This is a genomic window from Variovorax fucosicus (genome assembly GCF_030316825.1).
Lineage (GTDB): Bacteria > Pseudomonadota > Gammaproteobacteria > Burkholderiales > Burkholderiaceae_C > Variovorax > Variovorax fucosicus.
Genome location: NZ_JASZYU010000001.1, coordinates 988,809 through 1,008,656, shown reverse-complemented (window position 1 = coordinate 1,008,656; position 19,848 = coordinate 988,809). Strand labels below are relative to the sequence as shown.

The window sequence follows — 19,848 nt, the reverse complement described above, 5'->3', positions numbered from 1 at the left end:
TTGTCAGTCGGGCGCCAGCGGCACCCTGGGTTCGAACTTCGAGCGCTTCAGGCTGAAGAAGGCCTTGACGTTGCGCACGTTGGCGTCGGCCGTGAACAGCCGCTGCGCCAGCGCCAGGTAGCCCGGCATGTCGCGCGCGGCCACGATCAGCACGAAGTCGGGGCCGGGCGAGACGCGGTAGCACTGCTGCACCGCGTCGTCGGCGATCACACGGGCCTCGAAAGCGTCCAGCGCGGCGACGTCCTGCCGGTCCAGCGCGATCTCGACCACGGCCTGCAGGCCGTGGCCCAGCAACGGGGCCAGCCTGTCGGGTGAAAGCAGGGCCACCTGGCGCTCGATCAGGCCCGCCGTGCGCAGCCGCTGCACGCGCCGCAGGCAGGTCGGCGGGGAGATATGGACATCCGCCGCGAGCTGCTGGTTGGTCTGCGAAGCGTCGCGCTGCAATGCATCGAGCAGGCGAAGGTCGATGGCGTCGAGCGATATTGATTCCATATTCGTATGAATTATGGAATAAAAATCCATCATCAACGAATTAAGAAATTTAATTCCATGAACGGCGAAAAGTCGGAAGCATTGTTTTCGGCAAGCTGCCTACCATCTCCCCCTCAGACAACTCATCAAGGCAGCATCCATGTGCGGCATCGTCGGCGCGGCATCCCATCGCAACATCGTTCCGGTTCTGGTCCAGGGCCTGCAGCGGCTCGAATACCGGGGCTATGACTCCTGCGGCGTGGCGGTTCACGCCGGCGGCCTGACCCGCGCCCGCACCACTTCGCGCGTGGCCGACTTGCTGACGCAGGTGGCCGAAGACCATGTCGAAGGCCTGACCGGCATCGCCCACACGCGTTGGGCCACGCACGGTGCGCCGGTGGTGCACAACGCGCACCCGCATTTCAGCCACGGCACGGGCGAGGGCGTCGACAGCGCCAGGCCGGCGCGCGTGGCGCTGGTGCACAACGGCATCATCGAAAACCACGAGCCGCTGCGCGCCGCGTTGCAGGCCAGGGGCTATGTGTTCCAGAGCCAGACCGACACCGAGGTCATCGCGCACCTGATCGACAGCCTCTACGACGGCGACCTGTTCGAGGCCGTCAAGGCCGCGGTGCTGCAACTGCACGGCGCCTATGCCATCGCCGTGATCTGCCGCGACGAGCCGCATCGCGTCGTCGGCGCGCGCGCCGGTTCGCCACTGATCCTCGGCGTGGGCCAGGATGGCAGCGAGAACTTCCTCGCCAGCGACGCGATGGCGCTGGCCGGCGTGACCGACCAGATCGTCTACCTCGAAGAGGGCGACGTGGTCGACCTGCAGCCCGGCAAGTACTGGATCGTCGACCGCGCGCACAAGGCCCTGTCCACCGCGCAGCGCCCCGTGCGCACGGTGCAGGCGCACAGCGGCGCGGCCGAACTTGGCCCCTACCGCCACTACATGCAAAAGGAGATCTTCGAGCAGCCGCGCGCCATCGCCGACACGCTCGAAGGCGTGGTCGGCATTGCGCCGGAACTGTTCGACGGCGTCGGCGACAACGGCGCGGTGGGCGCCAGCGCGCACCGTGTGTTCAGCGAGATCGACAAGGTGCTGATCCTGGCCTGCGGCACCAGCTACTACAGCGGCTGCACCGCCAAGTACTGGCTCGAAGGCATCGCGAAGATCCCGACCCAGGTCGAGATCGCGAGCGAATACCGCTACCGCGACTCGGTGCCGGATCCGAAGACGCTGGTCGTGACCATCACGCAATCGGGCGAAACCGCCGACACGCTGGCTGCGCTCAAGCACGCACGCAGCCTCGGCATGGAACAGACGCTGACCATCTGCAATGTCGCCACCAGCGCGATGGTGCGCGAGTGCAAGCTGGCCTACATCACGCGCGCCGGCGTCGAGATCGGCGTGGCGTCGACCAAGGCGTTCACGACGCAGCTCGCCGGCCTGTTCCTGCTGACCCTGGCGCTGGCCCAGGCCAAGGGGCGGCTCAGCGACGAAGACGAAGCGCGCTACCTGAAGGAGATGCGCCACCTGCCGGTCGCGCTGCAGTCGGTGCTGGCGCTGGAGCCGCAGATCATCAGCTGGTCGGAAGACTTTGCGCGCAAGGAGAACGCGCTGTTCCTCGGCCGCGGCCTGCACTACCCGATCGCGCTCGAAGGCGCGCTCAAGCTCAAGGAAGTGACCTACATCCACGCCGAGGCCTACGCCGCCGGCGAACTCAAGCACGGCCCGCTGGCGCTGGTGACGAGCGAGATGCCGGTGGTCACGGTGGCGCCCAACGACGCCCTGCTCGAAAAGCTCAAGAGCAACCTGCAGGAGGTGCGTGCCCGCGGCGGTGTGCTGTATGTGCTGGCCGACGGCGACACGAAGATCGTCGGCGGCGAAGGCCTGCACGTGATCCGCATGCCCGAGCACTACGGCGCACTGAGCCCGCTGCTGCATGTGGTGCCGCTGCAGCTGCTGGCCTATCACACGGCCTGCGCACGCGGCACCGACGTGGACAAGCCGCGCAACCTGGCCAAGTCGGTGACGGTCGAATGACGCGCATCACCGAACGCGCCTACGGCCGCATGCCCGACGGCCGCGAGGTCACCGAATACACGCTCGACAACGGCCGCGGCCTGCGCCTGGCCGCCATCAACTACGGCGGCATCGTCACGGCGCTGCATGTGCCCGATCGTGACGGCCGCAGCGACAACGTGGTGCTGAACCTGCCCTCGCTCGACGACTACGTCACGCGCAATCCGCATTTCGGGACGATCGTGGGGCGCTATGCCAATCGCATTGCGGGTGGGCGCCTGGTGCTCGACGGCGCGTCGCACCAGCTCACCGTGAACGACGGCCCCAACTCGCTGCACGGCGGCTTGAAGGGTTTCGGCGCGCGCTGGTGGGCGTTGACCCCCTCGCGCGACGACGCCACCGGCGATGTCGCACTGGAACTGCGCTACACGAGCGCCGATGGCGAAGAGGGCTACCCCGGCGAGCTCCAGGCCACCGTGCGCTACACCCTAAGCGCCGCCGCCAACGAATGGCGCATCGACTACCACGCCGTGTGCGACCAGGCGACGGCCGTCAATCTGAGCCACCACGACTATTTCAACCTGGCGGGCAGCGGATCGGTGCTCGGCCACCGGCTCACCATCCCGGCCAGCCGCTACACGCCCGTCGATGCGACGCTGATCCCGACCGGCATCGAAGACGTGGCGGGAACGCCCTTCGACTTCCGCACCGCGACGCTGATCGGTGCGCGCATCCGTGAAGGGCACACGCAGTTGCTGCGCGCGCGCGGCTACGACCACAACTGGGTGCTCGACCGCAGCAGCCCTGGTGGCGATGGCCTGGCGCTGGCGGCGCGGCTGGCGCACGAGGCAACGGGCCGCGTGCTGGAAATCCACACCACCGAGCCGGGCGTGCAGTTCTACTCGGGCAATTTCCTGGAAGGCAACCTCGTCGGCACGGCGGGCCTTGCCTGGCGGCAGGGCGATGGCCTGTGCCTGGAAACCCAGCACTTTCCGGATTCGCCGAACCAGAACGGGTTTCCGTCGACCCTCCTGCGGCCGGGCGAAGTGTTCCGCAGCACGACGCTGCACCGGTTCGGCGTGGCCTGAGGCGCTGGCCGGCCCGGCTACCCGGCGAAGCGACCGGCCGGCACGCCGCCGCCATCGACCCGCACCGCGAACAGCCCGCCCGCCAGCGGCTCGGCCGCGCGCTGTTCCGGCGTCAACCCGCTCGCGGCGCTGGTGATGAACAGCGTGCGCAGGTCTTCGCCGCCGAAAGCGCAGTTGGTGATGTGCCGCGTCGGCAGGCGCACGCGGCAGAGTTCGGCCGCCGTCACCGGGTCGTGGCAGCTCACACATGCAGCACCCCAATGGGCGATCCAGAGCCGGCCTGCGGCATCGGTGGTCATGCCATCCGGAAAGCCATCGTCCTTGGCAAAGCGCAACCATTGGCGCTTGTTCGACAGCGTGCCCGCGGCCGCATCGAAGTCGTAGGCAAACACGCGCGCCGTCACCGTGTCGTTGAAGTACATCGTGGCGCCGTTCGCCGACCAGGTGGGCCCGTTGGTCACGGCGAAGCCATGTTCGTGCTGCGTGCAGCGGCCATCGGCGTCGTAGCGGTAGAGCGCGCCGGTGGGCGCTTCACAGGCGAAGTCCATCGTGCCGCCCCAGAAGCGGCCCGCCGCATCGCACTTGCCATCGTTGAAGCGGTTGCCCGGCAGCGTCGGCTCCGGCTGGTGCAGGTAGCGCGGTGTGGGTGCCGGCTCGGCCGGGTCGAACAGTGCAAAGCCGCGCCGCAGCGTGACGATCAACCCCGGCGCTGTGGCCCGCTCGGCCACAGCCGAGATCTCCTCGTCGAACTGCCAGCTCGTGCGCGCTGCGTCCGAAGGGCGGAACCGGTGCAGCCGGCAGGAAAGGATGTCGACCCAGTAGAGCGCCTGCTCGCGCGCCGACCACAGGGTGCCTTCGCCCAGGGTCGCCTCCGCAGCCCAGATGCATTGAGGGGAGCCCGAGACGACGGGCACGGGCAGCAGTGATGTGTTCAATCGCAACTCCGTTGGGTGCAGGCGTGGTTCAGTCGGGATCCAGGCGTCGACCGTAGACCTTCAGGCTCTCATCCTTGAGTGCCTTCAGCATGATCTTCGCCGCCGGCGAGAGCAGCCGGTCGGTTCGCGTGATGATGCCGAAGGCGTCCATGTGGCAGGGCATGGCGAGCGGCAGCACGGCCGCGATGCCGTGCGCGGCGTAGTAGCGCCCCACCTCCGTGGCCAGCACCGCGATCATGTCACTCTGCTGCAGCATGCGCGTGATGAAGAGCAACGCGGCGCTCTCGATCACGTTGAGCGGTGGCGCCAGGCCTTCTTCCTGGTACATGAGTTCGAAGCGATGCCGCAGCACGCTGCCTGCGGGCGGCACGATCCAGCCGGCCGACACCACGTCGCGCAGCGTCAGCCCGGTCATGCCAAGCAGCGGGTGGCCGGGCCGCACCACCGCGCACACGGGCTCTTCGGTCAGCGCTTCATAGCGCAGCTTCGATTTGTCGTGCTCCGCGAACAGCCGCGCCACCAGGATGTCGAGCTTGCCTTGCTCCAGGCGCTCCAGCAGCACCGGGCTGGTTTCGATCTCGAGCGAGACGCGCAAGGTCGGCTGGTCGCGCTTGACCTCGGCCACCGCGCCGGGCAGCAGCGCGAGTCCGGGGGAGGTGATGGCGCCGATGTTCACCTGGCCGAAGCGCCCGGCCTTCAATGCCGTCAGTTCGTCGTGCGCCTGGTTGAGGCTTGCCAGTGCGACGCGGGCATGCCGGATCATGGTCTCGCCATACCAGGTGGGCCGCATGCCGCGCGGCAGGCGGTCGAACAGCGAGACCTCCAGCACGTCCTCGAGGTCCTTCAGCAATTTCGATGCGGCCGGCTGCGTCATGTTGAGCACCTGCGCGGCACGATGGATGTTGCCTTCCTCGGCCAGCGCCACCAGCAACAGCAGCTGGCGGGTCTTGAGTCGCGCACGGATGAACCAGTGCGTGTAGTTCGTCATGGGGTTTACCTGAATGCTGTTTCTGGCATTGATTCAATCCAAATCTTGATTGGAAAGATATGAGCGCGATTCTTACACTCGCGCCACTTTGAAACGCAGTGACCTCACACAACACGCCCGCCATTACATCAATGGCCGTTGGGAGACCGGCGTCACCGCAGGCTTGAGCGGCAACCCGTCGGACACCAGCGAAGTGGTCGCCGAATACGCGCGCGCCGATCGAAGCCAGACCGAACTCGCGATCCGTGCCGCCGCCGACGCCTTCCCGCAGTGGAGCCAGACGACGCCGCAGCGGCGTGCCGACGTGCTCGACCAGATCGGCAGCGAGATCCTGGCGCGCAAGGATGAACTGGGCCTGCTGCTGGCGAGAGAGGAAGGGAAAACCCTGCCCGAAGCCATCGGCGAGGCTGCGCGCGCGGGGCACATCTTCAAGTTCTTCGCCGGTGAAGCCTTGCGCGCCGGCGGCGAGACGCTGCCCTCGGTGCGCCCCGGCGTGCAGGTCGACATCACGCGCGAGCCGGTCGGCGTGGTCGGGCTCATTGCGCCATGGAATTTTCCGCTGGCCATTCCCGCGTGGAAGATCGCGCCTGCACTGGCCTACGGCAACAGCGTGGTGTTCAAGCCCGCCGAGCTGGTGCCGGCCTGTGGCTGGGCGCTGGCCGACATCATCAGCCGCGCCGCATTGCCGGCCGGCACCTTCAACCTCGTGATGGGCAGCGGCCGCGAGGTCGGGCAAACCATCGTCGACAGCCCGCTGGTCGATGCGCTGAGCTTCACCGGCTCGGTTGCCACCGGCGAGCGCATCCTGCATGCCGCTGCCGCGCGGCGTGCCAAGGTGCAGCTCGAGATGGGTGGCAAGAACCCGCTGGTGGTGCTCGAGGATGCAGACCTCGACCGGGCGGTCGACTGTGCTGTTCAGGGCGCCTACTTCTCGACCGGCCAGCGCTGCACGGCGTCAAGCCGGCTGATCGTCCAGGCGTCCGTGCACGACGCCTTCGTGGTGCGCGTGCGCCACCGTCTTGCGGCCTTGCGCGTCGGCCATGCGCTGGAACACGGCGTGGACATCGGGCCCGTGGTCGATCGCGGCCAGCTCGAACAGAACCTGGCATGGCTGAAGATCGCCCGCGACGAAGGCGCGGAGCACGTGTTCGGTGGCGAGACGGTGCAACGCGCAACCGCGGGCTATTTCATGAGCCCGGCGCTCTTCATCGCGAAGCCGTCGCACCGCGTCGCGCGCGAAGAGATCTTCGGCCCCATCGCCTGCGTGCTGCGGGCCGACGACTACGAGCATGCGCTGGCGCTGGCCAACGACACGCCGTTCGGTCTTTGCGCGGGCATCTGCACCACCTCGCTCAAACATGCGACGCATTTCAGGCGCCATGCCAAGGTGGGCATGACGATGGTCAATCTGCCGACCGCGGGGGTCGACTTCCATGTGCCGTTCGGTGGGCGCAAGGGGTCGAGCTACGGGCCGCGCGAGCAGGGCCGCTATGCAGCGGAGTTCTACACCTCGGTCAAGACCGGGTACATGATGGCCTGAGCAAACCGGGCCGAAGAGTTTTTCATCACGCCAACAGGAGACAACACCATGAAATTGACCCGTCGTACCCTCACCACCGCACTCGCGGCCGCGTCGCTCGCGAGCCTGCTGCCAGGCACCGCGCTGGCGCAGAAAAAGATCGTCCTCGGCTTCAGCCAGGTCGGCGCCGAGAGCGAATGGCGCACCGCCAACACCGAGTCGATCAAGTCTTCCGCCGCTGAGGCCGGCATCGAACTCAAGTTCTCCGATGCGCAGCAAAAGCAGGAGAACCAGATCAAGGCCATCCGCTCCTTCATCGCACAGAAGGTCGATGTGATCGCGTTCTCGCCGGTGGTCGAAACCGGCTGGGACACCGTGCTGCGCGAAGCCAAGGCCGCCAAGATTCCGGTGGTGTTGACCGACCGCTCGGTCAACTCGAAGGACGACTCGCTCTATGTGACCTTCATGGGCTCCGACTTCGTCGAAGAAGGCCGCAAGGCCGGCCGCTGGCTGGTGGAAAAGATGAAGGACCAGAAAGGCGAAGTGAACATCGTCGAGCTGCAGGGCACCGTGGGCTCGGCACCGGCCATCGACCGCAAGAAGGGCTTCGAGGAAATCATCAAGGCCGACCCCAAGTTCAAGATCATCCGTTCGCAGACCGGTGACTTCACGCGCGCCAAGGGCAAGGAAGTCATGGAAGCCTTCCTGAAGGCCGACGGCAAGAAGATCAACGTGCTGTTCGCGCACAACGACGACATGGCGATCGGTGCGATCCAGGCCATCGAGGAAGCTGGCATGAAGCCGGCCAAGGACATCACGATCATCTCGATCGACGCCGTCAAGGGCGCCTTCGAAGCCATGATCGCCGGCAAGCTCAACGTGTCGGTGGAATGCAGCCCGCTGCTGGGCCCGCAGCTGATGAGCGCCGTGAAAGACATCAAGGCCGGCAAGGCGCTGCCCAAGCGTATCGTGACCGAGGAAACGATCTTCCCGATGGAAGTCGCGGCCAAGGAATTCCCGAAGCGCAAGTACTAAGCACACCCCCAGGCTACGCGCACTTCGTGTCGCTTCGCCAACCCCCTTGCAGGGGGCAACACCAGCGGCCCGGCAAAGCCGGTTCCGCGGTGTTCCTTGAACAAGACCATACCCAAAAGACGGAGCTCATCACACCATGAAACGCAATTTCCTCAAGGCCTCGCTCGCAGGTATCGCCTGCGCCATCGTGGGCTTCACGCCGTTGGCCAATGCGCAGGACAAGGGCCCGATCGCGATCTCGATGCCGACCAAGTCGTCGGCGCGCTGGATCGCCGACGGCGCCAACATGGTCAAGTACTTCAAGGAGAAGGGCTACAAGACCGACCTGCAATACGCCGACGACGACATCCCGAACCAACTCGCGCAGATCGAGAACATGGTGACCAAGGGCTCCAAGGTGCTGGTGATTGCGGCCATCGACGGCACCACCCTGTCGGACGTGCTGCAGAAGGCGGCCGACAAGGGCGTCAAGGTCATCGCCTACGACCGGCTCATCAAGGGCTCGAAGAACGTCGACTACTACGCCACGTTCGACAACTTCCAGGTCGGCGTGCTGCAGGCGCAGTCGATCGAGAAGGCGCTTGACCTGAAGAGCGGCAAGGGCCCGTTCAACATCGAGCTGTTCGGCGGCTCGCCGGACGACAACAACGCCTTCTTCTTCTACAACGGCGCGCTGTCGGTGCTGAAGCCCTACATCGACAGCGGCAAGCTGGTGGTGCGCAGCAAGCAGATGGGCATGGAGAAGGTCGGCACGCTGCGCTGGGACGGCGCCGTGGCCCAGGCCCGCATGGACAACCTGCTGTCGGCCTACTACACCAAGGACCGTGTCGATGCGGTGCTCTCGCCCTATGACGGCTTGTCGATCGGTATCCTGTCGTCGCTCAAGGGCGTGGGCTACGGCTCGCCGAAGCAGCCGATGCCGGTCGTCTCCGGCCAGGATGCAGAAGTGCCTTCGGTCAAGTCGATCCTGCGCAAGGAGCAGAGCTCTACCGTGTTCAAGGACACGCGTGAACTGGCAAAGGTCACGGTGGCGATGGTCGACGCGATGCTGTCGGGCAAGACCCCCGAGGTCAACGACACCAAGACCTACAACAACGGCGTCAAGGTCGTGCCGTCCTACCTGCTCAAGCCGGTCAGCGTGGACATCTCGAACTGGAAGCCGGTGCTGATCGACAGCGGTTACTACACCGAGAGCCAGGTCAAGTAGTTGAACGCGATGAACGGCGCGATTCTGGAGATGCGGGGCATCACCAAGACGTTTCCGGGCGTGAACGCGCTCGACAACGTCAACCTCGCAGTGCGCGCGGGTGAGATCCATGCGGTGGTCGGGGAGAACGGTGCCGGCAAGTCGACGCTGATGAAAGTGCTTAGCGGCGTCTACCCGGCCGACTCCTACACCGGCGAGATCCATTTCGAGGGCGAGTCGCGCCGGTTCAAGAGCATTGCCGACAGCGAGAAGCTGGGCATCATCATCATTCACCAGGAGCTCGCGCTGGTGCCGCTGCTGTCGATTGCCGAGAACATCTTCCTCGGCAACGAAACAGCGCGCGGCGGCGTGATCGACTGGTTCGCCGCGTATGCCAAGACGCGCGAGCTGCTCGCGAAAGTGGGCCTGAAGGAGCCGCCGACCGCGCTCATCACCAACCTCGGCGTGGGCAAGCAGCAGCTGGTGGAGATCGCCAAGGCCCTCTCGAAAGAGGTCAAGCTGCTGATCCTCGACGAGCCGACCGCGAGTCTCAACGAGAGCGACAGCGATGCGCTGCTCGCGTTGCTGCTCGAACTCAAGGCGCAGGGCATCGCCTCGATCCTGATCTCGCACAAGCTCAACGAGATCGCCAAGGTGGCTGATTCCATCACCGTGCTGCGCGACGGCGGGACAGTCGAGACGATGGACTGCCGCACCACCCCGATCAGCGAAGACCGGATCATCCGCGGCATGGTCGGGCGCGACATGGCGCACCGCTACCCGCAGCGCCACCCGCAGATCGGCGAGACGATCTTCGAGGTGCGCGACTGGCGCGTGCACCATGAACTGCACGCCGACCGCGAACAGATCAAGGGTGTGAACCTCCACGTGCGCCGCGGCGAGATCGTCGGCATTGCCGGCCTCATGGGCGCAGGCCGTACCGAGTTCGCGATGAGCGTGTTCGGGCGGTCGTATGGCCAGCGCATCAGCGGCACCGCCCTGATGCATGGCAAGGAAGTCGATCTGGGCACGATCCGCAAGGCGATCGACCACGGCATCGCCTATGTGACCGAAGACCGCAAAGGCTGCGGCCTGGTGCTCGACGAAGACATCAAGAAAAACGTGAGCCTGGCCAATCTCGAAGCGGTGTCGAAGGCGATGGTGATCGACGACGGGCTCGAGTACAAGGTGGCGTCCGACTACCGCCGCGCACTCAACATCCGGTGCTCCGACATCTACCAGCATGTGGTGAACCTGTCGGGCGGCAACCAGCAGAAGGTGGTGCTCAGCAAGTGGCTGTTCGCGAAGCCCGAGCTGCTGATCCTCGACGAGCCGACGCGCGGCATCGATGTCGGCGCCAAGTACGAGATCTACACCATCGTCGACGCGCTGGCGAGCGAGGGCAAGGGCATCCTGATGATCTCGTCGGAAATGCCCGAGCTGCTCGGCATGTGCGACCGCATCTACGTCATGAATGAAGGGCGCTTTGTCGCCGAGTACACGGCCGCCGAGGCCTCACAGGAAAAAATAATGCGCGCGATCGTCAATTCAGGGGGTTCGGTTCATGACGAGTGAAGTGAAGGAGGCGAATGCAGGCTTCCTGAAGAGCAATTTGCGCGAGTACGGCATGCTGATCTCGCTGGTCGCGATCATGGTGCTGTTCCAGGTGCTGACGGACGGCACGCTGATGCGGCCGCTGAACCTCACCAACCTGCTGCTGCAGAACAGCTACATCGTGATCATGGCGCTGGGCATGCTGCTGGTGATCGTGGCAGGCCACATCGACCTTTCGGTCGGCTCGGTCTGCGGCTTTGTCGGTGCCCTGGCCGCGGTGCTGATGGTCGAATACAACTGGCATTTCGTTCCGACGACGCTCGTGTGCCTGGTCGCCGGCGGCGTCATCGGTGCGTCGCAGGGCTGGTTCGTCGCGTACTTCCGCATTCCGTCGTTCATCGTCACGCTGGCCGGCATGCTGGTGTTCAAGGGCCTCACGCTGGCGCTGCTGGCGGGGCAGTCGGTCGGCCCGTTTCCGGAAGCGTTCCAGCGCCTCAGCTCGGGCTTCATTCCGGACGTCTTCGGCGGTGAAGAACTGCGCACGACATCGGTGGTGCTGGGCGCGGTGCTTGCCGCTGCGATGCTGTTCTTTGCGTTGCGCGGCCGTGCCAAGCTCGCGAAGCACGGCATGGCGCAGGAGCCCTACGCGTTCTTCCTGGTGAAGAACATCTTCTTCGCGGGCGTCATCCTGTTCCTGAGCTACCTGCTGGCCTCGTACAAGGGCCTGCCGAACGTGCTGATCGTGATGGGCGTGCTGATCGTGGCCTACGACTTCGTCACCAACCGCACCACCGTCGGCCGGCGCATCTACGCGCTCGGCGGCAATGAGAAGGCGGCCCGCCTGTCGGGCATCAAGACGCAGCGGCTCGCCTTTCTCACCTTCGTCAACATGGGCGTGCTGGCCGCGCTGGCCGGCCTGGTGTTTGCCGCGCGCCTGAACACCGCGACGCCGAAGGCGGGGCTGGGCTTCGAGCTCGACGTGATTGCCGCCTGCTTCATCGGCGGGGCCTCGGCATCGGGCGGCGTCGGCAAGGTGATGGGCGCTGTCATCGGCGCGTTCGTCATGGGCGTCATGAACAACGGCATGTCGATCCTCGGCATCGGCATCGACTACCAGCAGGTGATCAAGGGCCTGGTGCTGCTGGCCGCGGTGTTCATCGACGTCTACAACAAGAACAAGTGAGCATGACGAACGCCAGCGTCGCACCTGTTCTCGAACTGACCGGAATCCACAAGTCGTTTTCCGGCAACCGGGTGCTGAACGACGTTCAGCTGCGGCTGTATCCGGGCGAGATCCATGCGCTGATGGGCCAGAACGGCGCGGGCAAGTCGACCCTGATCAAGGTGCTGACGGGCGTGTTCCCCTCCAGCGGCGGCGAGATGCGACTGTCCGGCAAGGCGATCCACCCGGCCTCGCCGCTCGAGGCCCAGCAGGTGGGCATCAGCACGGTTTACCAGGAGGTCAACCTGTGCCCGAACCTCTCGGTGGCCGAGAACGTGTTTGCCGGACGCTACCCGCGCTGCGGCGTGGCGCAGGGCTTCCGGATCGACTGGTCGGCGGTCAACCGTCGCGCGACCGAGCTGCTCGCGCGCATCGGGCTCGACATCGACGTGACGCGGCTGCTGTCGAGCTACTCGGTCGCCGTGCAGCAGATGGTGGCCATTGCGCGTGCGCTGGGCGTGTCGTCCAAGGTGCTGATCCTTGACGAGCCCACTTCGAGCCTCGACGACGACGAAGTCAACAAACTGTTCGAAGTGCTACGCCGGCTGCGCGGCGAGGGCCTCGCGATTGTCTTCGTCACCCACTTCCTGAACCAGGTGTATGCGGTGTCGGATCGCATCACGGTGTTGCGCAACGGCAGCTGGGTGGGCGAATGGCGTGCCAGCGAGCTCGGGCCGCAGGCCCTGATCGCCGCGATGCTGGGGCGCGAGCTGGCGGCGCAGGCGGCGAGGCCTGCCGCATTGCCGGCCTTCGACGAAACCGCCACCGCGCTGCTGCAGGCCGAGGGCGTGGGGCAGGCCGGCCAGCTGAACGCCACCGATCTGCGTGTGCGCGCGGGCGAGATCGTGGGCCTGGCCGGGCTGCTCGGCGCCGGCCGCACCGAGCTTGCACGGCTGTTGTTCGGGCTCGAGTTGCCCGACCGCGGCGTGCTCAGGATCGATGGCCGCACGGTCAGTTTCTCGAACCCCGCCGATGCGATCCGGGAAGGTCTCGCGCTGTGTCCCGAAGAGCGCAAGACCGATGGCATCGTGGCCGAGCTGTCGGTGCGCGAAAACATCGCGCTGGCATTGCAGGCGAGGCTGGGCACACGCCGCTTCCTGTCGCGCGCGGAGCAGACCGCACTGGCCGAGCGCTACGTTGCGTCGCTGGGGATCAAGACCGCCAGCGTGGAAACGCCGATCGGCCTGCTATCGGGCGGCAACCAGCAAAAAGCCATGATCGCGCGCTGGCTCGCGACCGAGCCGCGCCTGCTGATCCTCGACGAGCCCACCCGCGGCATCGACGTCGCCGCCAAGCAGGAAATCATGGAGCAGATCCTGCGCCTGGCGCAGGCCGGCATGGCGGTGCTCTTCATCTCGTCCGAAATGAGCGAGGTGGTGCGGGTGGCGCACCGCATCGTGGTGCTGCGCGACCGCCGCAAGGTCGGCGAGCTGCCAGGCGGCAGCAGCGAAGACGACGTGTACGAAATGATTGCGACCGACCATGCCTGAAGCGTCTTCTTCCAGTTTCCTTGCCGTGGCCATGCGCCACCGCCTCGCCTGGCCGTTGATCACGCTGCTGCTGCTGCTGGCGCTCAACACCGCGTTCAACGCGAGCTTCCTTCATATCGAATGGCGCGACGGCCATCTGTACGGCAGCCTGATCGACATCCTCAACCGCGCGGCGCCGCTGGTGCTGGTGTCGCTCGGCATGACGCTGGTGATCGCCACGCGCGGCATCGACATCTCGGTCGGCGCGGTGGTGGCCATCGCGGCCGCGCTGGCGGCCTGGATGATCGGCGGCGCCGTCACGCCCAACACGAGCCGGTTTCCGATGCCGCTGGCCATCCTGGCGGCGATCGGCATCGCGCTGCTGTGCGGGCTGTGGAACGGCCTGCTGGTCGCCAGGGTCGGAATGCAGCCGATCATTGCGACGCTGATCCTCATGGTGGCCGGCCGCGGCATCGCGCAACTCATCACCGGCGGGCAGATCATCACGATCTACTACGCACCGTTCTTCTTCCTGGGCAGTGGCTATCTGTTCGGCCTGCCGTTCTCGCTGTTCATCGTGGCGGCACTGTTCGCACTGCTGTATCTCGCGATCACGCGCACTGCGCTGGGCCTGTTCATCCAGGCGGTGGGCATCAACCCGACGGCGGCGCGCGTCGCAGGCGTGCAGGCACGCCGCCTGGTCGTCGGCGCCTACGCGTTCTGCGGCATGTGCGCCGGCATTGCGGGTCTGCTGATCAGCTCCAACGTGAAGAGCGCGGACGGCAACAACGCCGGCCAGCTGCTGGAGCTCGACGCCATCCTCGCCGTCACGCTGGGCGGCACTGCACTCACGGGCGGGCGCTTCAGCCTGGTCGGCAGCGTGATCGGGGCCCTGATCATCCAGACCCTCACCTACGCGATCTATTCGCTCGGCGTGCCGCCCGAGATCAATCTGGTGGTGAAGGCGGTGGTGGTGTTTCTCGTGATGCTGCTGCAGTCGCCCGAGTTCCGCGCGACGGTGGGTGGCTGGGTGCGGCGGCCCGCGTTGGGCGAGGTGCGCTCGTGAGCGCCGTGCTGCCCCAGCGCAGCGGCCAGGAGGCGGTGGCCTCGCCGGCCGCAGCGCCGCGCCGTTCGCGCTTCAATCCCAAGTACCTGCCGCTGACGGCCACCATCTCGCTGTTCGTGCTGATGGGCACGTTGGGCTCGGTGCTCTACGACGGCTTCTTCTCGGCGCAGGTATTCCTGAACCTGCTGATCGACAACGCCTTCCTGATCGTCGTGGCCGTGGGCATGACCTTCGTCATCCTGTCGGGCGGCATCGACCTGTCGGTCGGCTCCGTCATCGCGCTCACTACCATGGTCTCGGCTTCGCTGGTCGAAAAGCATGGCTGGAGCCCGGCCATCGTGATCCCCCTGGTGCTGCTCATGGGAACGGTGTTCGGCGCGTTCATGGGCCTCTTGATCGAGCGCTTCCGGCTCCAGCCCTTCATCGTGACGCTTGCAGGAATGTTCCTCGCGCGCGGGCTCTGCTACCTCATCAGCATCGACTCGGTCAGCATCACGAACGAGTTCTACGCAGAGGTGTCGCAGATCCGCATTCCGGTCTGGGGCGAGGCCTCGCTCTCGATCAGCGCGGTGATCGCCATCGTGGTGGTGTTGGCGGCGGTGTTCATTGCGCACTGCACGCCGTTCGGCCGCGCGGTCTACGCCATCGGCGGCAGCGAGCATTCGGCAATGCTGATGGGCTTGCCGGTGCGCTCGACCTTGATCGGTGTCTACACGCTCTCGGGTTTCTGCTCCGCGCTGGCCGGCGTGATCTTCACCTTCTACATGCTCTCGGGCTACGGGCTGCACGCGGTGGGCCTCGAGCTCGACGCCATCGCTGCGGTGGTGATCGGCGGCACGCTGCTCACCGGCGGCGTGGGCTATGTGGCGGGCACGCTGTTCGGCGTGCTGATGCTCGGGATCATCCAGACGCTGATTTCCTTTGACGGCACGCTGAGCTCGTGGTGGACGCGCATCGTCGTCGGTGCACTGCTGTTCTTCTTCTGCCTGCTGCAACGCTTTTTCACGTCGCGCGCACCGCGCCGCTGACGCTTTTCCCCTCAGGACTCCCGCATGACGGACACCTCCCCCAAAAAACTGCGTTCGGCCGCATGGTTCGGCTCGGCCGACAAGAACGGCTTCATGTACCGCAGCTGGATGAAGAACCAGGGCATTCCCGATCACGAATTCGACGGGCGCCCGGTCATCGGCATCTGCAACACATGGTCGGAGTTGACGCCCTGCAACGCGCACTTCCGCAAGATTGCCGAACACGTCAAGCGCGGCATCTACGAAGCGGGCGGTTTCCCGGTCGAATTCCCGGTGTTTTCCAATGGCGAATCGAACCTGCGGCCGACCGCCATGCTCACGCGCAACCTCGCGAGCATGGATGTGGAGGAGGCGATCCGCGGCAACCCGATCGACGGCGTGGTGCTGCTCACTGGCTGCGACAAGACCACGCCCGCGCTGCTGATGGGCGCGGCGAGCTGCGACGTGCCGGCCATCGTCGTCACCGGCGGCCCGATGCTCAACGGCAAGCTCGACGGCAAGGACATCGGCTCGGGCACGGCCGTGTGGCGCCTGCACGAGTCGCTCAAGGCCGGCGAGATCGACGTGCACCAGTTTCTTTCGGCCGAGGCCGGCATGTCGCGCTCTGCCGGCACCTGCAACACGATGGGCACCGCCTCCACCATGGCCTGCATGGCCGAGGCGCTCGGCACCTCGCTGCCGCACAACGCAGCGATTCCCGCGGTCGATGCGCGCCGCTATGTGCTGGCCCACATGTCGGGCATGCGCGCGGTCGAGATGGTGCGCGAAGGGCTGACGCTGTCGAAGGTGCTCACGCGCGAAGCCTTCGAGAACGCCATCCGCGTCAACGCCGCGATCGGCGGGTCGACCAATGCGGTGATTCATCTGAAGGCGATTGCAGGCCGCATCGGTGTGCCGCTCGAACTCGAGGACTGGACGCGCATCGGCCGCGGCACACCGACGCTGGTCGACCTGCAGCCTTCAGGCCGCTTCCTGATGGAAGAGTTCTACTACGCCGGCGGGCTGCCGGCGGTGCTGCGCCGCCTTGGCGAGCACGGCTTGCTGCCGCATCCGGATGCGCTCACCGTCAATGGCCGCTCACTCTGGGACAACGTGCGCGAGGCGCCCAGCTACAACGACGAGGTGATCCGCCCGCTCGACAAGCCGCTGATCGCGGACGGCGGCATCTGCATCCTGCGCGGCAACCTGTCGCCGCGCGGGGCGGTGCTCAAGCCCTCGGCCGCGTCGCCCGAACTGCTCAAGCACCGCGGCCGCGCGGTCGTGTTCGAGAACCTGGAGCACTACAAGGAACGCATCGTCGACGAGAACCTCGACGTCGACGCGAACTCGGTGCTGGTCATGAAGCACTGCGGGCCCAAGGGCTACCCCGGCATGGCCGAGGTCGGCAACATGGGCTTGCCGCCTAAGCTGCTGCGGCAGGGCATCAAGGACATGGTGCGCATTTCCGACGCGCGCATGAGCGGCACCGCCTACGGCACCGTGGTGCTGCACGTGGCGCCCGAGGCGGCGGACGGCGGGCCGCTCGCAGCGGTGCGCGATGGCGACTGGATCGAGCTCGACTGCGAAGCGGGGCGCCTGCACCTGGACATCAGCGACGCCGAACTCGCGGAGCGTTTGCGCGCCGTGGCAGCCACGATTGCGCCGCAGCGCGGCGGCTACCAGCGCCTGTATGTCGAGCATGTGCTGCAGGCCGACGAAGGCTGCGACTTCGACTTCCTCGTCGGCTGCCGCGGCGCCGACGTTCCACGCCATTCGCATTAGCTCGCCCCCAGGCTTCGCGCACTTCGTGTCGCTTCGCCAACCCCCTACCGGGGGCAACACCTGCGGCCCGGCTAAGCCGGTTCCGCGGTGTTCTTGAAAAGCCCCCATTTAAAAGCACTGCCCAACCATGAACCACAGCCTTTCCAATCCCAGATACCGCGGCATCTTTCCGGTGGTGCCGACCATCTTCACCGAATCGGGCGAGCTGGATCTCGAAAGCCAGAAGCGCTGTATCGATTTCATGATCGATGCCGGCTCCGACGGGCTCTGCATCCTTGCCAATTTCTCGGAGCAGTTCCTGCTGTCCGACGACGAACGCGAAGTGTTGACCCGCATGGCGCTCGAACATGTGGCCGGGCGCGTGCCAGTGATCGTGACGACCACGCACTTCTCAACCACCGTCTGCGCCGCGCGCAGCCGCCGTGCGCAGGACATGGGCGCGGCGATGGTGATGGTGATGCCGCCCTACCACGGCGCGACCTTCCGCGTGCCCGAGCCGAAGATCGAGGAGTTCTACGCGCGTCTTTCGGATGCGATCGACATTCCGATCATGATCCAGGACGCTCCGGCCGCAGGCACGGTGCTGTCGGCGCCGTTCCTGGCGCGCATGGCGACCGAGATCGAACACGTCGCGTACTTCAAGATCGAAACGGCGGGTGCGGCGTCCAAGTTGCGCGAACTGATCCGGCTTGGTGGAGAGGCCATCGAAGGCCCGTGGGACGGCGAGGAGGCGATCACGCTGATGCCTGACCTCGATGCAGGTGCGACCGGCTCGATGACCGGTGGCGGTTTCCCCGACGGCATTCGCCCGATCATCGAAGCGCACCGCCAGGGCGATCGTGACAAGGCCTTTGCGCTGTATCAGCAGTGGCTGCCGCTGATCAACTACGAAAATCGGCAGGCCGGGTTGCTTGCCGCCAAGACGCTGATGAAAGAGGGCGGCGTGATTGCATGCGAGGCACCGCGCCATCCGCTGCCGCCGATGCATCCGGAGACGCGCGCCGGCCTGCTGGAGACGGCGCGGCGGCTCGATCCGTTGGTGTTGCGCTGGGGTAGGTAACGCCTTCGTCGTTCCGGGGCGGGTTCAGGGCGGGCTCAGGGCGGCGGGGCACGCTGCTCCGCGAATGTCCCCCAGCCAGCGGCCTACCCGTGGCCGAACCCGACTGCGCTATCAGCTTTCGAGTTCGTCCACCTGCAGCGAGATGTCGTAGAGCTTCGACTTGCTTGCGTAGTAGCGATCCAGGCGCCATTCCTGCAGGATCTCGATGGCCAGCTGGAAGCTCTTGTAGTCGAGGCCGTAGAGCGTCACGAGTTCGAAGCTGCGCTCCGACTCCAGCGCCAACACCAGCCGGGCCAGGATCTTCGCGGATTCGTTGTCCGAATCCGCTTCGATGAAGCGACGTGCGGCCTTGATGGCGTTCATGGGGAGTTACCTCGATTGACGAAATGAATCGAGAACTATAGCTAGCAGTCGCCGGAGTTTTATGACAGTCCCGTGACAGCCCCAGCCCCCACAACACCGCCGCTCTTATTGCAGCGGCGCAGGAATCGGCGTAACCGTTTCGCGGATCAGCCCACCGCCCAGCACGCTGCCCTGAATACCGGTATCACCGGTGCCCATGACGCGCGCCTCGCACGCGCCGCGGTCGCTGACCGGTTGCAACTGGCAGCGGGCCAGCGCGTTCTGCCGATAGTCCGGCGCGCTGGTCAACTGGCCTGTTGCGGCAGCCTGGCGCGCAGCGCCGGCCTCACGGATACAGGCGGCGCGATCCTGCTGGATATGGCCGCAGACCGCGAGTTCCTGTTGATATGTGGCGGAACCGCCGCGCGGCGTGGCCGCGGTAGCAGTGGTGACGGCACCCGCTGCCAACACAAGGGCGAGGGCCGAATGGGTCAATCTGAACATGGTGTGCTCCTTTCGATCGATGGGCATCGCATCAACGCGCGGGCGTGGCCGGCAGCGGCGTCACGGTTTCGCGGATCACGCCGCCGCCCATGACGCTGCCACTGGTCGTCGTGGTGCTGCCGGGAGCACCCCGCAGGCGCGCCTCGCAGTCGGCACGATCGGCCGGCGGCTGCAATTGGCAGCGCGCCATCGCGTTCGATTCGTTGCCGCCCGGGCCGGCGCTGGTCAGGCCGCTACGGCCGGCTTCCTGACGCGCCGCACCCGCTTCGCGCAGGCAGGCCGCCTTGTCCTGCAGCACCCCGTCGCAGGTCGCGCGCTCGCTTTGCATGCGGGCGGCCGATCCCGGCGGCGCACTGGTCTGTGCGCCGGCGGAGAAGGACAGGCAAGCCAGCGCCGTCAGCGCGGCCGACGCAAATGTTCGAGTTGTTTTCATGGGCGTTTCCTCTTCATATGGATGAAAGCGAAGCGGGCATTGGCCCGCTGGATCACCAATATGGCCCCCGACGGCGGCAGCGGCTGTGGGACGGCCGGGCGTCATCGGCCCTCCTGACGCGGGGATCGATGTCGGACAGCGCCGCCTCCAAGTTTCCG

At 66.1% G+C, this 19,848-nt stretch carries 18 protein-coding genes; 12 read left to right on the top strand and 6 right to left on the bottom strand.

What is annotated here, in order from left to right; all coding sequences use genetic code 11:
- Positions 1 to 3: 3 nt before the first annotated feature.
- Entirely contained in the window at positions 4 to 492 is a 489-nt protein-coding gene (locus QTI05_RS04745) for an Lrp/AsnC family transcriptional regulator (protein WP_286623108.1), read from the bottom strand.
- A 139-nt stretch (positions 493 to 631) separates the two neighbouring features.
- On the opposite strand from QTI05_RS04745, the gene glmS reads away from it, so the two are divergent.
- The gene (glmS, locus tag QTI05_RS04740) at positions 632 to 2,521 is read left to right on the top strand and encodes a glutamine--fructose-6-phosphate transaminase (isomerizing) (RefSeq protein ID WP_286623107.1); all 1,890 of its coding nucleotides are present in this window, start codon (positions 632 to 634) and stop codon (positions 2,519 to 2,521) included.
- Positions 2,518 to 3,588, top strand: coding sequence for an aldose epimerase family protein (locus QTI05_RS04735; RefSeq protein WP_286541774.1), 1,071 nt, complete (start codon positions 2,518 to 2,520; stop codon positions 3,586 to 3,588). Before glmS ends, QTI05_RS04735 begins: the two co-directional genes overlap by 4 nt.
- Before the next feature lie 17 nt (positions 3,589 to 3,605).
- Here the strand turns inward: QTI05_RS04735 and QTI05_RS04730 are convergent, their stop codons facing one another.
- Positions 3,606 to 4,523, bottom strand: coding sequence for an SMP-30/gluconolactonase/LRE family protein (locus QTI05_RS04730; RefSeq protein WP_286623105.1), 918 nt, complete (start codon positions 4,521 to 4,523; stop codon positions 3,606 to 3,608).
- Positions 4,524 to 4,551: 28 nt separating this feature from the next.
- Entirely contained in the window at positions 4,552 to 5,511 is a 960-nt protein-coding gene (locus QTI05_RS04725) for a LysR family transcriptional regulator (RefSeq protein ID WP_286623103.1), read from the bottom strand.
- Positions 5,512 to 5,599: 88 nt separating this feature from the next.
- Between QTI05_RS04725 and QTI05_RS04720 the strand changes: the two genes are divergently transcribed.
- The 10 genes from QTI05_RS04720 to QTI05_RS04675 all read left to right on the top strand — a co-directional run bounded on the left by QTI05_RS04720 (position 5,600) and on the right by QTI05_RS04675 (position 18,411).
- Positions 5,600 to 7,051, top strand: a complete 1,452-nt coding sequence (locus QTI05_RS04720) for an aldehyde dehydrogenase family protein (protein WP_286623102.1) — start codon at positions 5,600 to 5,602, stop codon at positions 7,049 to 7,051.
- Positions 7,052 to 7,099: 48 nt separating this feature from the next.
- Complete coding sequence (locus QTI05_RS04715; protein WP_286623100.1) at positions 7,100 to 8,065, top strand: ABC transporter substrate-binding protein; 966 nt, start codon at positions 7,100 to 7,102, stop codon at positions 8,063 to 8,065.
- Between the two features lie 136 nt (positions 8,066 to 8,201).
- Positions 8,202 to 9,272 carry a multiple monosaccharide ABC transporter substrate-binding protein gene (chvE, locus tag QTI05_RS04710; protein ID WP_286541779.1) on the top strand — a complete coding sequence of 357 codons (1,071 nt, stop codon included), beginning with the start codon at positions 8,202 to 8,204 and terminating at the stop codon, positions 9,270 to 9,272.
- 9 nt (positions 9,273 to 9,281) lie between these two features.
- The gene (gene mmsA / locus QTI05_RS04705) at positions 9,282 to 10,826 is read left to right on the top strand and encodes a multiple monosaccharide ABC transporter ATP-binding protein (RefSeq protein WP_286541780.1); all 1,545 of its coding nucleotides are present in this window, start codon (positions 9,282 to 9,284) and stop codon (positions 10,824 to 10,826) included.
- The gene (mmsB, locus tag QTI05_RS04700) at positions 10,816 to 11,988 is read left to right on the top strand and encodes a multiple monosaccharide ABC transporter permease (RefSeq protein WP_286541781.1); all 1,173 of its coding nucleotides are present in this window, start codon (positions 10,816 to 10,818) and stop codon (positions 11,986 to 11,988) included. The genes mmsA and mmsB overlap by 11 nt, the downstream gene beginning before the upstream one ends.
- Positions 11,989 to 11,990: 2 nt before the next feature.
- Positions 11,991 to 13,517, top strand: coding sequence for a sugar ABC transporter ATP-binding protein (locus QTI05_RS04695; protein ID WP_286541782.1), 1,527 nt, complete (start codon positions 11,991 to 11,993; stop codon positions 13,515 to 13,517).
- Positions 13,510 to 14,562 (top strand): ABC transporter permease, encoded by a 1,053-nt coding sequence (locus QTI05_RS04690; protein WP_286541783.1) that lies wholly within the window; start codon positions 13,510 to 13,512, stop codon positions 14,560 to 14,562. Before QTI05_RS04695 ends, QTI05_RS04690 begins: the two co-directional genes overlap by 8 nt.
- Positions 14,559 to 15,590 carry a galactofuranose ABC transporter, permease protein YjfF gene (gene yjfF / locus QTI05_RS04685; protein ID WP_444812865.1) on the top strand — a complete coding sequence of 344 codons (1,032 nt, stop codon included), beginning with the start codon at positions 14,559 to 14,561 and terminating at the stop codon, positions 15,588 to 15,590. Before QTI05_RS04690 ends, yjfF begins: the two co-directional genes overlap by 4 nt.
- Positions 15,591 to 15,614: 24 nt before the next feature.
- Positions 15,615 to 17,351, top strand: coding sequence for an IlvD/Edd family dehydratase (locus tag QTI05_RS04680; RefSeq protein ID WP_286541784.1), 1,737 nt, complete (start codon positions 15,615 to 15,617; stop codon positions 17,349 to 17,351).
- Between the two features lie 127 nt (positions 17,352 to 17,478).
- Positions 17,479 to 18,411, top strand: a complete 933-nt coding sequence (locus QTI05_RS04675; protein WP_286541785.1) for a dihydrodipicolinate synthase family protein — start codon at positions 17,479 to 17,481, stop codon at positions 18,409 to 18,411.
- Between the two features lie 111 nt (positions 18,412 to 18,522).
- Here QTI05_RS04675 and QTI05_RS04670 read toward each other — a convergent pair whose 3' ends face one another.
- The 3 genes from QTI05_RS04670 to QTI05_RS04660 all read right to left on the bottom strand — a co-directional run bounded on the left by QTI05_RS04670 (position 18,523) and on the right by QTI05_RS04660 (position 19,690).
- The gene (locus QTI05_RS04670) at positions 18,523 to 18,774 is read right to left on the bottom strand and encodes a hypothetical protein (protein ID WP_286541786.1); all 252 of its coding nucleotides are present in this window, start codon (positions 18,772 to 18,774) and stop codon (positions 18,523 to 18,525) included.
- Positions 18,775 to 18,879: 105 nt separating this feature from the next.
- Positions 18,880 to 19,257: a hypothetical protein gene (locus tag QTI05_RS04665; protein ID WP_286541787.1), complete on the bottom strand. Its 378-nt coding sequence runs from the start codon at positions 19,255 to 19,257 to the stop codon at positions 18,880 to 18,882.
- A 31-nt stretch (positions 19,258 to 19,288) separates the two neighbouring features.
- On the bottom strand, positions 19,289 to 19,690 hold the full coding sequence (locus QTI05_RS04660; protein WP_286541788.1) for a hypothetical protein: 402 nt from the start codon (positions 19,688 to 19,690) through the stop codon (positions 19,289 to 19,291).
- Between the last annotated feature and the right edge of the window lie 158 nt (positions 19,691 to 19,848).